14 protein-coding genes are annotated in these 13,456 nt (G+C 66.8%); 5 read left to right on the top strand and 9 right to left on the bottom strand.

Going from position 1 to position 13,456, the window contains the following annotated elements:
- Position 1: 1 nt before the first annotated feature.
- On the top strand, positions 2 to 805 hold the full coding sequence (locus EV643_RS39630) for a sugar phosphate isomerase/epimerase family protein (RefSeq protein WP_133805382.1): 804 nt from the start codon (positions 2 to 4) through the stop codon (positions 803 to 805).
- Here EV643_RS39630 and EV643_RS39625 read toward each other — a convergent pair.
- Complete coding sequence (locus EV643_RS39625) at positions 792 to 2,087, bottom strand: hypothetical protein (RefSeq protein ID WP_133805381.1); 1,296 nt, start codon at positions 2,085 to 2,087, stop codon at positions 792 to 794. The genes EV643_RS39630 and EV643_RS39625 overlap by 14 nt on opposite strands.
- Positions 2,088 to 2,226: 139 nt before the next feature.
- Here EV643_RS39625 and EV643_RS39620 point away from each other — a divergent pair, with 139 nt between their 5' ends.
- The gene (locus EV643_RS39620) at positions 2,227 to 2,685 is read left to right on the top strand and encodes a carboxymuconolactone decarboxylase family protein (RefSeq protein ID WP_133805380.1); all 459 of its coding nucleotides are present in this window, start codon (positions 2,227 to 2,229) and stop codon (positions 2,683 to 2,685) included.
- A 98-nt stretch (positions 2,686 to 2,783) separates the two neighbouring features.
- On the top strand, positions 2,784 to 3,128 hold the full coding sequence (locus tag EV643_RS39615) for a YciI family protein (protein ID WP_238166129.1): 345 nt from the start codon (positions 2,784 to 2,786) through the stop codon (positions 3,126 to 3,128).
- Positions 3,129 to 3,195: 67 nt separating this feature from the next.
- On the opposite strand, the gene EV643_RS39610 is transcribed toward EV643_RS39615, so the two are convergent.
- The 6 genes from EV643_RS39610 to EV643_RS39585 form a co-directional block, all read right to left on the bottom strand.
- Positions 3,196 to 3,507: a hypothetical protein gene (locus EV643_RS39610; protein WP_133805378.1), complete on the bottom strand. Its 312-nt coding sequence runs from the start codon at positions 3,505 to 3,507 to the stop codon at positions 3,196 to 3,198.
- 215 nt (positions 3,508 to 3,722) lie between these two features.
- A complete protein-coding gene (locus EV643_RS39605) occupies positions 3,723 to 4,604 on the bottom strand; it encodes a carbohydrate ABC transporter permease (RefSeq protein WP_133805377.1) in 882 nt (293 codons plus the stop codon).
- Positions 4,601 to 5,545, bottom strand: coding sequence for a carbohydrate ABC transporter permease (locus tag EV643_RS39600; RefSeq protein WP_133805376.1), 945 nt, complete (start codon positions 5,543 to 5,545; stop codon positions 4,601 to 4,603). The genes EV643_RS39605 and EV643_RS39600 overlap by 4 nt, the downstream gene beginning before the upstream one ends.
- Positions 5,546 to 5,558: 13 nt before the next feature.
- Positions 5,559 to 6,893 carry an extracellular solute-binding protein gene (locus tag EV643_RS39595; RefSeq protein ID WP_133805375.1) on the bottom strand — a complete coding sequence of 445 codons (1,335 nt, stop codon included), beginning with the start codon at positions 6,891 to 6,893 and terminating at the stop codon, positions 5,559 to 5,561.
- A gap of 108 nt (positions 6,894 to 7,001) precedes the next feature.
- On the bottom strand, positions 7,002 to 8,045 hold the full coding sequence (locus tag EV643_RS39590; RefSeq protein WP_133805374.1) for a LacI family DNA-binding transcriptional regulator: 1,044 nt from the start codon (positions 8,043 to 8,045) through the stop codon (positions 7,002 to 7,004).
- Between the two features lie 48 nt (positions 8,046 to 8,093).
- Positions 8,094 to 8,813 carry an SDR family NAD(P)-dependent oxidoreductase gene (locus tag EV643_RS39585; protein ID WP_133805373.1) on the bottom strand — a complete coding sequence of 240 codons (720 nt, stop codon included), beginning with the start codon at positions 8,811 to 8,813 and terminating at the stop codon, positions 8,094 to 8,096.
- A gap of 55 nt (positions 8,814 to 8,868) precedes the next feature.
- Between EV643_RS39585 and EV643_RS39580 the strand changes: the two genes are divergently transcribed.
- A complete protein-coding gene (locus EV643_RS39580) occupies positions 8,869 to 9,426 on the top strand; it encodes a MarR family winged helix-turn-helix transcriptional regulator (RefSeq protein ID WP_238166125.1) in 558 nt (185 codons plus the stop codon).
- Between the two features lie 98 nt (positions 9,427 to 9,524).
- Positions 9,525 to 11,675: an ATP-binding cassette domain-containing protein gene (locus EV643_RS39575; RefSeq protein ID WP_133805371.1), complete on the top strand. Its 2,151-nt coding sequence runs from the start codon at positions 9,525 to 9,527 to the stop codon at positions 11,673 to 11,675.
- Here the strand turns inward: EV643_RS39575 and EV643_RS39570 are convergent.
- Both EV643_RS39570 and EV643_RS39565 read right to left on the bottom strand, forming a co-directional pair.
- Positions 11,649 to 12,455: an SRPBCC family protein gene (locus tag EV643_RS39570; RefSeq protein ID WP_133805370.1), complete on the bottom strand. Its 807-nt coding sequence runs from the start codon at positions 12,453 to 12,455 to the stop codon at positions 11,649 to 11,651. The two genes, EV643_RS39575 and EV643_RS39570, sit on opposite strands and share 27 nt — an antisense overlap.
- Before the next feature lie 171 nt (positions 12,456 to 12,626).
- Complete coding sequence (locus tag EV643_RS39565) at positions 12,627 to 13,415, bottom strand: SGNH/GDSL hydrolase family protein (protein ID WP_133805369.1); 789 nt, start codon at positions 13,413 to 13,415, stop codon at positions 12,627 to 12,629.
- Between the last annotated feature and the right edge of the window lie 41 nt (positions 13,416 to 13,456).

The raw sequence follows: 13,456 nt of genomic DNA, 5'->3' as shown, positions 1-13,456 counted from the left end.
AGTGCTTGATTCCTTCCCCACCCCACCGCCCCAGTCGGCCTACATCTGGTCCGTTTTCACCAAGCCCTGGGCCGGACTGCCCGGTGACGAGCTCGGCCGGCTCGTCGCCGGGCTCGGCTTCACCGGCGCCGAGATCCCGGTCCGCGACACCGCCTTCGTGACGCCCGCGACCGCGGCCAAGGTGCTGCCCGAGTTCACCGAGCAGCTCCGCGCCGAGGGCGTCGAGCCGATCAGTATCGCGAGTGACCTGGACGAGAGCACCTTCCAGGCCGCCGCCGACGCACGCGTACCGATGATCCGGATCATGGCTGACCTCGGCCCTGACGGATACGTTGCCTCGGTACGCCGTACTCGGGTGCTGCTCGAGGACGCGGCCGGCCATGCGGCGCAGTACGGCGTACAGATCGGTGTGCAGCCGCATCACGGGCGCTTCGTGTCATCGACGCTCGGAGTCATGCAGCTCCTGGACGCTCTCCCGACCGAACACTTCAAGCTCGTTTGGGATGCCGCCCACGACGCCCTCGCCGGGGACGATCCGCGGGTGACCCTTCCGTTGGCAGCCGAGCGTCTGGGCATCGTCAACCTCAAGAACGCCATCTACCTCCAAGCCGACGGCGCCTGGAAGACGCATTTCGTGCAAGGCACCGAAGGCTTGTCCGACTGGACCGTGATCTTCGAGACGCTCCACCAGCTCAACTATCAGGGCCCGATCTGCCTCTCCGGGCAGTACTCCGATCCAAGTGTCCCCGTGGAGGAGCGCCTCCGAGTGGATCTGGCGGCTGCCCGGGGAGTCAGCTTGTTGTGAGGACGATGTTCGGCGACACCTGCCACGACAGCGGCCGGCCCGCGTAGGTGAAGGAAGGCACCAGGAACCGATAGGCGAACCGGCCGCGCTGGGTGGAGGTGAACGTGTACGACCCGGCGCCGTTGCTGGTGTAGACCCACTTCAGGTCGCGCCACGCCGTCCCGTCCCAGCGCTGCAACGTCGTCCGCACAGTCGCCGGCGGCGCGATACTCACCCGCGCCGTCACCCGCTGGCCATACGCAACCGTCGGATCGGCGAAGCTCGCGGCCGCGCGCGGCTTTGCCAACGTCGTCACCGCACCGCTGATGATCCCGATCCCCAGGCCGACCGCGGGCTCGAACACGTCAGGCACGGCCACGCGGTACTGCCGTGTCCCTAGCGTCGTCGGTGCGAGGGTGAACCTACCGTCAGCCGCGCTCTTCGTCGTCCCCACCACGTACCACGGCGACGAGGCGTTCGCCCGCGCGTGCAGCACGACCAGGCGTGGCGTCTCGCCCAACCACTCCGACCAGCACGGTCCCGGATCGCACAGTTGCGACCAGCGCTGGATCTGCCCCTTGATCACCGTCGGCTGTCCGTAGTTGGCCGCCGCCGGGATCGTCAAAGTCCCGAACCGTTCGTAGTCGACGCGCAGGGCGTTGGAGTAGATCGCGCCCCACTCGTTGAAGTTGGCAACGGCCACCTTGAACGCAGGTGCGGACCATTGCTCGAACGTCACCTGGGTCGCGCTCGACAGCGGCGTGACCCAGTCGTAGATGTTGACGATGTTGTAGTTCGCGATCACCCGGTACTGCGGTGCCGCGGGCGGCAGGTCCAGGGGGTCCCCGGGATTGGGATCGGTCTGAGCCGCCGCCGGATGCCACCGGATGGTGAACCTCGTCGGCGGGACGGGGGTGATCTGGTCGATCACAGGTTTGCCGCCGCGAAGGGCGTCGAACGGAACGGAGAATCCCGCACCACTGGTCGGCCCGGTCGTGGTCGTCCCGGCGTACACGGCCATCCGGACGACCGCCCGGGCACCGACATCGGACGAGGTGAAGTCGACCTGGTTCGCCGCGCCGGCTGCGACAGAACTCCACGCGCCCTGCCCGTCCGAGTACTCCGCCCGGACGAGGTTCGGCAGATCGCCGGTCTCGTTCCAGGTCACTCGCACTCGCGTGTGGGCGGCGTCGGCCCACGCCACCGTCACGCCGGTCGGTGCGGGATCGGCCGCATGGGCCGGAATCGTCAACCCGATCGTCGAGACCGCCGCCACGGCCAAGCCTGTCATCAGTCTGCGCATGGCTGTTCCCTCAGTCGATAGAACTCCGTCACTTCTCTCGATGCACGGATCTCGATGGAAGTTGCGTTGTCACATCCTGGTGCGGGGATCCGTCAGGGAGGTGAAGGACAACAAGCAACACTTCGAGATGGAGAAGCTCATGACTGCACGGATGAAGAACCCGGCGATGGTGCTGCCCGACGCGATGACCGGGATCCAGAACCTCTACAAGGCCGTACACAAAGGCGGAGTACCGCAGACGACGCTGGAGCTCGTGCACCTTCGGGCCAGCCAGATCAACGGGTGCGGGCCGTGCGTGTCGAGCGGTACGAAGGCCGCGCAGCGGGCCGGTGAGACGACCGAGCGGCTGTTTCAAGTGGTCGCCTGGCGGGAGTCCGGGCTGTTCACCGATGCCGAGCGGGCCGCGCTCGCGCTGACGGAGGCGGCGACCCGGCTGGCAGACAACCCGGAGACGGTGACGCAGCAGCTCTGGGACGACGCCGCCGACCACTTCGACGAGCAGCAACTGTCCGCGATCATCTTGATGATCAGCCTGACCAACCTGTTCAACCGGATCAACACCACGATCCGTGAACCCGCCGACGCCACCTGGGGCTGAGAGCGGCGGCTGTCGAGATCACGTGGCAGACTCCGACGTCTCAGCTGTCTGATCAGTTGTCTGAGCAGGTTTTCTGGGAGGAGACGCCGGTGAAGTACATGCTTTTGATCTACGGCAACACCGAGACGTGGGACGCGCTGACGGCCGAGGGGATCGAGGCGGTGTATGCGGTGCACCGCGAGATCCTGGCCGAGACCCGGGCACGCAACGAGTTGCTCGCGGCGGACGGGCTGACCACGGACCGGGCGCGCGTCGTGCAGGTGAAAGAGGGGTTGCCGGCCGTCACGGACGGGCCGTTCACCGAGGCCAAGGAAGTGCTGGCCGGCTACTACCTGCTGGAATGCGACCTGGAGCGGGCAACCGAGCTCGCTGCTCGGTTGCCCGAGGCGAAATACTCCCCGGTCGAGGTCCGGGCGTTGACGGAGCCGTTCGAAAGCCTTTAGCGACTTGCCGGGCTCAGCTCGGCGTTTAGCTGAGACCGGCGAGTCACTGCTGCTGCAGCCGGGTGCTTCAGCTGGTTTGGACCAGCGCGAGAGTGACCCCACCTGTGGCGGGTTGATCACCCATCCCGCGGCCACCCCGGACGTACACCGTCGCGCCCGGCTCCGGCACCGGGGTGCCGTCGTCGAGACGCAGCGTGGTGGTCAGGCCGTTGCTCAGCCGGAGCACCGCCACGCGTCGCGACCGTACCGACTGACTCGACGAGGTCACCTCGTGGATGCCGGTACAGACCGCTGGTTGAACCGAGGCCCGGCCGAGTTGTCGCGTACCGTGACTCCTCACATCACGGCACTGCTCGGCGAGCCGCTTCATGGCTGACACAGATCCCCCTCCTCTTCGGGTCCCCCGAGGGACAGTTGATGTTCGCAACTGTCCGTGCAGTACAACGTTTTTCGCAACACCACACGCGAACAACAGTTGCCTCAGCTCTGTACGCCTCACCGCACAGCACTGATCAGGGAAGCCTTGCTGAGAGTGACGGTGTTTTCAAGGGATCGTGACAGGTTTCCCACCCAGCGGAACCGCTCAAGCGCTCGTTACTGCCCACCGAAACCCGTGGTCGCGATGCCCTTGATGATCTGCCGCTGGAAGAACAGGAACACCACGACCAGCGGAAGCGCGGCCAGAATCGCCGAGGCCATGTTCTGTGCATACTGAAGGCCATACGCGCTCTTGACCGTCTGCAGGCCGACCGGCAACGTCATCAGGTCGGCGTCGGTGGTGACGATGAACGGCCAGAGAAAGTTGTTCCACGCACCGATGAAGACGAAGATCGCCACCGCGGCGAGGATCGGCCGCGACAACGGCAGCACGACGGACCAGAACACCCGCAACCGGTTCGCGCCGTCCACCCGGGCGGCGTCCTCCAGTTCGACCGGGATCTGGTCGAAGAAACGTTTGAGGATGAGCACCATCGCCGGGGCGAACGCCTGCGGCAGGATGATCCCCCAGTAGGTGTCGACCAGATCGAAGGCGAGCATCTGCCGGAACAACGGCACGATCAGCAACTGCGGCGGGATGATGATGGCCGCGATGATCGCCGCGTACAGCCAGCGCCGGCCGCGGAAGTCCAACCGGGAGAAGGCGTAGCCGGCCAGCGCCGACGTCGCCACCGTGATGAACGTGATCGCGACCGAGGTGATCAGGCTGTTCCACGCCCAGGCGGGAATGTCGCCGGCCGTCAGCACCTTGCGGTACGCCTCGAAGCTGAACCCGTCCGGCGGGCTCAGGTCGATCGTCGACGCGCCCGCATCGGCCTCGCTCTTCAGCGAGGTGAGCACCGCCCACCCGAACGGCACCAGCCAGGTCGCCGCCAGGAACGCCAGGATCAGCAGCGCCACCATCCGCGACACACTCCATGGGTTCTCCCCTGGCTTATGCGTTTGCTTGATCCCACGGGCCAGCGAATAAGTGCTCATGAGGCGCTCCTGCGGTTGATCAGCTTGTACTGCGCGATCGACACCAGGACGATGATCGCGAAGAACAGGTAGGAGATCGCGGACGAGTAACCGAACCGGTAGCCGGTGAAGCCCGACTCGTAGATGTACTGCACGATCGACCGGGTCGAGCCGGCCGGGCCGCCGTTGGTCAGCATGTAGATCTGGTCGAAGACCTTGAGCGAGGCAAGGATCTGCAGGGTCACGATCAGCGCGGTGGTCGGCGCCAGCTGCGGGATCACGATCGAGAACAGCTGCCGCCACTTCCCCGCACCGTCGATCGCGGCCGCCTCGAACTGCTGCTCCGGAATGTTCTGCAACGCGGCCAGGTAGAGCAGGAAGTTGAACCCGATCGTCCACCACAACGTGGTCAGCACCACCGAGATCATCGCCACGTTCGGATCCTGCAGCCATGCCACCGGCGCGATCCCGAACTCGGCCAGCACGCCGTTGATCAGCCCGAGTTTCGGGTTGTACATCCAGGCCCAGAACAGCACGACGACCGTCGACGCGAGCAGGTACGGCATGAAGAACGAGAGCCGCCACAACCAGCGTCCGGGCAGTCCGAGGTTCACCAGCAGCGCGAAGGCGAGCGACAACAGCACCAACGGGATCGTGCTCAGCAACGTGAACCACAACGTATTGCCGAGCGAACGCCACATGTCCGGGTCCTGCAACGCCTCCGTGTAGTTCGCGAACCCGATCAGCCCGCTGTTCGCGCCGGTCAGCGTCTCGCCGGTGAAGCTCAGGTACAGCCCGTAGATCGCGGGCACCACCAGGAAGAGCACGAAGAGCACCGTGAACGGCGCCGCGAAGGCCCAGCCGGTCAGCGTCTGGTCCCGTTTCGCCCGGGCCGCTCCGCTCCCGTTGCCTTGAGCAACTTCTACGGCGACGTCGGTGGGGGTATCGATGGCGGTCGACATGTTCGAGCTCCTCTCAGACCGGCTGCGGACGGTCGAGCAGCTTGTTCAGCCGCTGTACGAATCCCTCGAACCCGGCCGCCGGATCCCCGCTGCCGAGGTACACGTTCTGCACGTTCTCGGCGAAGTACTTGTGGAAGTCACTGCCCGCGCCGCCGAACCACGCGTCCGGGTCGTAGTTCACGTACGCCGGGATGCCCGCGTAGTTCGACTGCGGTTTGAGCTGCTGGTACTCCGAACCACGGACCACCGGCTGGTACGCCGGGATGTGGCCGGCGCCGGCCCAGACCACCGAGTGCTTGAGGATCTCGGCGACCAGTTGGTACACATGTCGTCGCCGTTCGGGTGAGACCTTCGACTGACGGGGCAGCACGAACGTGTGCGAATCGGCGTACGCCGCGTCCTGGCCGAAGAGGGTCGGGATCGGCCGCGCGTCGAACGGCAGCTTCGCATCCTTCAGCACGGGGAGCTCCCAGACGCCGCCAAAGAACATCCCGCTCTCGCCGTGCAGGAACTCGCTGGTCGCCGTACCGCCGTCGCCGCTGCGGGTCGCGATGGTGTCGTCCAGCAACGAGCGGACGAAGCTCAGTGCCTCGACCGCCGCGGCCTCGTCCACCTGGGCCGGTGACCCGGGGACGAGTTTCATCTCGGCACCGGTCTGGCGGTAGAAGGTGTAGAAGAGCCGCCACATCTGCGAGCCGTCGCCCAGGTACCCGTACGAGAGGCCGTGCTTCCCGGTGACCCGCTGCAGTTTGCGGGCGACCTCGGTGAACGCCTCCGGGCTGTCCATCGTCTGGATCGCGTCGGCGACACCGGCCTTCGCGGCGTGCTCGGTGTTGTAGTAGAGCACGAACGGGTGGGTGTCCAGCGCGATCGAGTACAGCTGCCCGTCGTACAGGCCCTTCTGCCACACCAGCGGCGGGAAGTCGCTCTCCCGTACGCCGAGTTCGGCGAGCAGGTCGAGATCCCACGGCTCCAGCAGTCCGCCGGGTGCGTAGCCGGCGATCCGGGAGGCGTGCATGATCGCGAGATCGGGCGCACGCCCACCGGCCGAGGCCATCGCGAGCTTCGTGTAGTACGGCGGACCCCAGGCGAGCACCGTCTGGGTGGTCCTGAAACCGGCGTTCATGGCGTTGACGGCGTCCACCAGGCCGGCCATCACCGTGCCGTCGCCGCCGGTCATCAGGTGCCAATAGGTCAACTCTTCGGCGGAGTTCCGGGCGCCCGGCGCACAGCCGAGCAGCAGACCACCGCCAGCCAGCGCCGCCGCTCCGGACAGCAACCGGCGCCGGGACAACGGACGATCTCCTGTCCGGGGCGGTGGGGTGGGGAAGGAATTCGGCAGACTCATGCGCGTCTCCTTTGCGGGCGGCACCGATCATTACATCGTTAGAATGGGGTGGCAAGACCAAGATCATGGTTTTTGTTGATTCTTGTTCGGCAGTGCGTCAGCGCTGTGTCACGGTCGCGCGGTGCTGGCGCGGGTGACGATCCGGTGCGGGATGACGATCCGCCGGGGCTCGGTGTCCTTGTTCGCCATCCGCTCGGCGAGCAGATCCAGCGCGCCCGAGACGAAGGCCCGGCGATCGAAGTCGACCGTGGTCAGCGGCGGCAGGGTGAACCGGCTCTCCAGGATGTTGTCGAAGCCGGCCACCGCACACTCGGCCGGTACTGCGATGCCGGCCGTCCAGAGCGCCGACAGGGTCCCGGTCGCGATCGTGTCGGTGAAGCAGAAGAACGCGTCCGGCGTCTCGTTCTCCTCGAGGAACCGGCCGACGACGGTCGCGGCCCCCTCCGGACTCCAGCGGTCCAACGCGATCTCGATCGGCTCTAGGTCGGCGGCCGCCAACGCTTCGCTGTAGCCGATCGCGCGCAGCCGGGAGGCCGCAGTCCCGACTGAATCGGTCTTGCCGCCGACGCGCCCGGTGCCGCTGGCACCACGGGGGACTTCCGGTGTGCCGACCGCGGCGATCCGGCGGAATCCCTGGTCGATCAGGTGCTGGGCCATGTCCCGGGCGGCGCTGATGTTGTCGATGGCGACCTGGCTGACGACGTCCTGGTCGACGTCGCCGATCAGGACGACGGCAGGGAGTGGTCCGGCTGACATCACAGCGCTGTCGTCGAGGTTGACCGGGTTGAGGATCAGGCCGTCGACCAGGTTCGCGCGCGCCTTCGAGAGTAGTTGGAACTCGCGCTCGGGCTCGGCTGCGGTCTGCTCGATCTGGACGCCCCAGCCGCGGTCGTGGGCCAGTTCGACGACCAGGTGGGTGATCTCCGCGGAGTATGGGCGGAGGAGGTCGGGCAGCGCGAGGCCGATCATGCCGGAGCGACCATTGCGCAGGCCGCGGGCACTCAGATTCGGCACGTAGTCGAGTTCGTCGAGCGCCTTCTCGACCCGGGCGCGCGTCTCCGGCCGGACGAAGACGATGCCGTTGATGACGTTCGAAACCGTCTTCGGGGACACCCCGGCCAGCTTGGCGACGTCCTTGACGGTGGCACGCATGACCCCATTCTCACCGACGCACCAACCACCCCGCGGATGCCTACGTTGTCAACGGGTTGGGAGGGCGCCGCCATTGACGTGGAGGAGTTGGGCGGTGATGTGGTGGGCGGCTGGGGAGGCTAGGAAGTGGATGGTGGCGGCGATGTCGGTGACCTGGCCTTCGCGGTGGGTCATCGTTGCTTCTAGCAAGGTTTTGCGGCGGTCGGGGGTCAGGCGGCCGTGGAAGAAGTTGGTTTCGGCGGTGAAGCCGGGGGCGACAACGTTCGAGGTGATTCCGCGTTGGCCCAGGTCCTTGGCGATGTCTGTGTTCCAGAGTGCGAGGGCCGCTTTCGAGGCGCCGTACGAGCCGGGGCCGCGGGATCCGGCGATCGAGCCGAGGTGGATTACCGCTCCCCCGTCGGTGAGCTTCGGCGACAACGCGGTGGTGGTCAGTACTGCGCTGAGCAGGTTCGCCTCCAGGTTGGCGAGCCAGTTCTGGCGGAGTTGGCGGAGGTCGTTGCCTGCGTCCGGCTGGGTGAAGTCGGTGTTGCCGCCCGCGTTGTTGACCAGTACGTCGACGCGGGTCAACGAATCCGCGAGCCGCGCGATCTGGTCGGGATCGGTCGCGTCGCACACCACCGCTCGCGCACCGAGCTCGGCCGCGGCCTTCTCCAGTACGTCGGCTCGGCGGCCGGTGATCACCACGTCGTCGCCGTCGGCGCGGAAGCGTTCCGCCACCGCCCGGCCGATACCAGTCGCTCCCCCGGTCACCACGATCGTTCTGGACACGCCGCTCCTCATCGTTTAGGTCTAAATGTTTAGGCCTAAACGTAGCATGGGACCCGTGCCCGACAAGCCGACCACAACCACCCAGTCCGACGCCTATCCGCTGGATGCGCCCAGCGCCTATCCCGCCGCGGAGATCGCGCGCGCCTGGCAGCGCGAGCGACCCGGGATCCCGACCGAGTCGATCGGGATCGTCACTCCTCTGTGGCGACTGGCGAAGCTGTTCGCGGACGACCGGCGCAAGCTGCTCACCGAACTGGGTGTCGACCCGGCGACCCTCGATCTGCTCAGCGTGCTGCGCCGCAGCGGCCCGCCGTACGAGGTGAACACCCGCGAACTGGCACGCCGCACGTTGGTGACGGCCGGGGCGATCTCGCAACGGGTCGGCCGGGCCGAGGCCGCCGGACTCGTCCTCCGCCGGACCGAACGCGACGGCAGCCGAGCCGTCGTCGTATCGCTGACCAAGGCTGGCCACGACCTGGTCGAGCGGACCGTCGACCAGGTCCTCACCCGCGAGGCCGAACTCGTCTCCTCTCTTAAGCCCGACGACCGTGAACTGCTGGCCGGACGCCTCCAAGTCCTGCTCGACGACGTCCGCCATCGCCTCGAACACTGATCTCAAGGTTTCGTCGGGACTAGAGACTTTTCGACAGCCTGGCCACAGCGGCGGAGCGAGAAACTTTCTAGGATCAGTTCAATGGGACGATTGAAGGCATGCCTGCCGTGAATTCGTTCGCCACTGCCGACCAATCCGCCGCCGACAGCCACGACGTCATTCAGGTGCGCGGCGCCCGCGAGAACAACCTCAGCGGCGTCTCGCTCGACATCCCGAAGCGCCGGCTCACCGTGTTCACCGGGGTCTCCGGGTCCGGTAAGTCGTCGCTCGTCTTCGACACCATCGCCGCGGAGTCGCAGCGGCTGATCAACGAGACCTACACCGCGTTCGTCCAGTACTTCATGCCGAGCCTGTCCCGGCCGGACGTCGACTCGCTGCGCAACCTGAGTGCCGCGATCATCGTCGACCAGGAGCGGATCGGGGCGAACGCCCGGTCCACGGTCGGGACGGCGACCGACGCGCACACAATGTTGCGGATCCTCTTCAGCCGACTCGGTACGCCGTACGTCGGGCCGCCGTCGGCGTTCAGCTTCAACCGGGCCGAGGGGATGTGCCCGGTCTGCGAAGGGCTGGGCCGATCCACCGACATCGACCTCGACGAACTCCTCGATCGGGAGTTGTCCCTCAACCAGGGCGCGATCAAGGCACCCGGGTTCGGCGTCGACACGTGGTACTGGCAACTGTTCGCGAAGTCCGGGATGTTCGACCCGGACCTGCCGTTGAAGGACTACCCGGCGGAGCAGTGGGACCAGTTCCTGCACCAGCCGACCATCAAGGTGAAGGTCGGCAAGAGCAACCTCACCTTCGAGGGGCTCGTGGTCAAGGTCAAACGGCAGTACCTGGGCAAGGACCGGGAGTCGATGCAGAGCCACGCCCGGGCGTTCGCGGATCGGGCGGTGAAGGTGGTCGAGTGCGCGGCCTGTGCCGGATCGCGGCTGAACGAGGCGGCCCGGTCGGCGCGGATCGACGGCACCGGGATCACCGACTGCTCGGCGATGCAGATCAGCGACCTGGCCGAGTTCGTCCGTGGCATCCGGGACCCGGCCGTCGGGCCGCTGCTTGACGGGTTGCTCGAGATGCTGGAGTCGATGGTCGACATCGGGCTCGGGTACCTGAGCCTGGATCGCGAGTCCTCGACATTGTCCGGTGGCGAGGCGCAGCGGGTGAAGCTGGTCCTGCATCTCGGGTCGAGCCTGACCGACGTGACGTACGTCTTCGACGAGCCGACCGTCGGATTGCACCCGCACGACATCCAGCGGATGAACGAGTTGCTGCTGCAACTCCGCGACAAGGGCAACACCGTGCTCGTGGTGGAGCACAAGCCGGAGACGATCCGGATCGCCGATCACGTGGTCGATCTCGGTCCGGGTGCCGGGCTGGCCGGTGGGCGACTCTGCTACGCGGGCGATCTGAAGGGGCTGAAGAAGTCGGGGACGCTGACCGGCCGCTCACTGATCCACGGCTCGCTGGCCGGCCGGGACGGCGTGATCGTGGCCGGCCAGGAACCGATCAGGGGGTCGCGGCGGAGCAACCCCGCGACGTACACGGGTCTGCTGGATCCGATCCGGGCCGAGTTTGCCAAGGCGAACAAGGTGAAGCCGGGGCTGTTCAGCGCGAACTCGGTCGGCGCCTGCAAGACCTGCAAGGGAATCGGGCTGGTCTACACCGATCTCGGCATGATGGCCGAGGTGTCGTCGGCGTGTGAGGAGTGCCACGGGGCCCGGTTCACTTCGGAGGTGCTGGCGTACCAGTTGCGCGGGAAGAACATCAGCGGGGTACTGCGGATGACGGTCGGCGAGGCGCGCGAGTTCTTCCCGACCGGGTCGGCGCGAGTGATCCTGGACCGGCTCGGTGCGGTCGGGCTCGGCTATCTGAGCCTCGGGCAACCATTGACGACGCTCTCGGGTGGTGAACGGCAGCGGTTGAAGCTGGCCATCCACATGACCAGGAACGGGACGATCTACATCCTCGACGAGCCGACCACCGGGCTGCACCTGGCTGATGTCGATCGGCTGCTGAAGCTGCTCGACCGGCTGGTCGACGACGGGAACACCGTCATCGTGATCGAGCACCACCAGGCCGTGATGGCACACGCCGACTGGTTGATCGACCTGGGTCCTGGTGCCGGCCATGACGGCGGTCAGGTCGTCTTCACCGGCATCCCCGCCGATCTGGTCGAGAGCAGCGCCTCCGTCACCGCCGAACACCTGCGGCAGTACGTGTCAGTCGACCAGTTCAGTGGCGAGTGACTCGATCAGGTCGTGCCAGGCCGGGAGGTGGTCGGCGGCTGGACCTGTCTGGGTGAGCACGAGGCGGGCACCACCGTTGCCATCCCGCAGCTTCCAGCTGATCTTGCCGTAGGTCAGTTCGGTCGGCTCATCAGCCGTCTCCACCGGCTCCGGGTCAATGCCCTTGGCAACGAACCCGGCCGGTGGGGCGGCCCCGACCGCAACCTCGGCAGCACCGGCGAGCCGTGCCCAGACTTCCTCCTTAGGCGCGGTCAGCTGCCGCTCGAACCGGACACTGCCGTCGTCGAGCACGTGCCCTTCGTCCAGACGGTAGACCTTGACGAAGTGCTCGTGCAGGACCGGATACCCCTCGCGCTCGACCTCGGCGCCGCCCAACGACTTGTCCAGCGCGTCCAGGCAGAGGATCCAGCCGCTGGTGAAGCTCGCCGAGCCCGCGTGGTCGTCGTACGTCGCGGTCAGCCGGAGCAGGCACCCGTCAGCGGTCGGCGTCAGCTCCCACCGCTGGATCTCCTCCCCCCAGGTGAACTCGAGCAGCCGAGGCGGATCGAACGCCCGGATCACGCCGCCGGTGTTGTCGTAGCTCTCGTTGTACTCGTCCTCTTCGAAGGTGAAGGCGATCCGCCCGTCGAGCCGGAGATCCAGCTCGACCGCGGCCGGGAACCAGTGCGCCAGCTCGGCCGGCTCGGTCAGCGCCCGCCAGACCTTCTCCGGCGGATGCGCCAGCGCCCGCTCCATCCGCAGTACGGTCCGCCCGTCCTCGATCGTCAGCGTCTCGGTCATGATCCATATATACCGCTTGAGGCATATACACGGCAACCGCTGCTGTGACGCCCGACAGCCCTGTCCCGAATCTGAGAGGTTGACCCATCAGGTTCATGGTTGCCCAGTCAGAATCTCGGTGGGCAACCATGAACCTCGGAGGTTAGCCTCCGAGATTTGGAGGGGCGAGGCCTAGCTGAGGTGGGGCTGGACCAGGTTCGCGTAGGCGGTCTGGCCGGTGACGTTCGGGTGGTACGACTCGCTGATCGGGTTGGACAGGCCGTTGATCCACTCCGGGCTACCGCAGACCGCGTGCCCGATGAACGCCGAGGTCGGGTTCACGAACGTGAAGCCGGCCGCACTGGCCGCGGCACTGGTCTTCGAGTTCAGCAGGTCGGCGGTCTGGTTCAGCCGGGTCATCTCGGCCGCGCTGAACCAGGTGCCGGCGTTGCAGTCGGTGCCGTTGAAGAGTCGTGGGTACCCGACCACGATCACCTTCGCGTTGACGGCGCGGCTGTTGATCGTCGCGTAGAGGCTGTTCAGCCGGCCCGGCAGGGTGTTGTTGATGGTCGCCTGCGCGGTGTTGATCGCGCCGTCGCAGTTGCTGAGCCAGGCCGGCTGCGCGCACTCGGTGATGACCGAGGAGAAGCCGGCGTCGTTCCCGCCGACCTGCACGGTGACCAACTCGATCGCGCTGGTCAGCGGGCCGAGCTGGTTCGCGGTGACGTCGGAGACGCGGGCTCCGGAGCAGGCGACGAAGGTGAGGTTCGCGCCGATCCGGGCCGCGTCGACGTACGGGTAGGCCTTCGTCGAGCGCTGGCAGGAGCCACTCTCCGAGGTGTAGCTGCGGGTGCCGACGCCTGAGGCGTAGGAGTCGCCGAGGGCAACATAGTCGGGTGCCGCCGCCTGGGCGGTGGCGGGGATGGTGAGGAGTGCGGTTGCGAGAACCGCGGCACTGACGAGGCCGACGATGGGTTTCATGGGGGCGGACCGCCTTTGCGCTGGAAGGGGTGAGCAAAGAC

It is taken from the genome of Kribbella caucasensis (assembly GCF_004361855.1).
Taxonomy (GTDB): Bacteria; Actinomycetota; Actinomycetes; order Propionibacteriales; family Kribbellaceae; genus Kribbella; species Kribbella caucasensis.
Note: the sequence above shows the minus strand (reverse complement) of the source record. Positions and strands in the feature narration are given on the sequence as shown.

Coding starts and splice junctions, on each gene's coding strand:
- EV643_RS39625 (WP_133805381.1), bottom strand. CDS start 2,087: ATGCGCAGACTGATGACAGGCTTGGCCGTGGCGGCGGTCTCGACGATC.
- EV643_RS39620 (WP_133805380.1), top strand. CDS start 2,227: ATGACTGCACGGATGAAGAACCCGGCGATGGTGCTGCCCGACGCGATG.
- EV643_RS39615 (WP_238166129.1), top strand. CDS start 2,784: ATGCTTTTGATCTACGGCAACACCGAGACGTGGGACGCGCTGACGGCC.
- EV643_RS39605 (WP_133805377.1), bottom strand. CDS start 4,604: ATGAGCACTTATTCGCTGGCCCGTGGGATCAAGCAAACGCATAAGCCA.
- EV643_RS39600 (WP_133805376.1), bottom strand. CDS start 5,545: ATGTCGACCGCCATCGATACCCCCACCGACGTCGCCGTAGAAGTTGCT.
- EV643_RS39595 (WP_133805375.1), bottom strand. CDS start 6,893: ATGAGTCTGCCGAATTCCTTCCCCACCCCACCGCCCCGGACAGGAGAT.
- EV643_RS39590 (WP_133805374.1), bottom strand. CDS start 8,045: ATGCGTGCCACCGTCAAGGACGTCGCCAAGCTGGCCGGGGTGTCCCCG.
- EV643_RS39575 (WP_133805371.1), top strand. CDS start 9,525: ATGCCTGCCGTGAATTCGTTCGCCACTGCCGACCAATCCGCCGCCGAC.
- EV643_RS39570 (WP_133805370.1), bottom strand. CDS start 12,455: ATGACCGAGACGCTGACGATCGAGGACGGGCGGACCGTACTGCGGATG.
- EV643_RS39565 (WP_133805369.1), bottom strand. CDS start 13,415: ATGAAACCCATCGTCGGCCTCGTCAGTGCCGCGGTTCTCGCAACCGCA.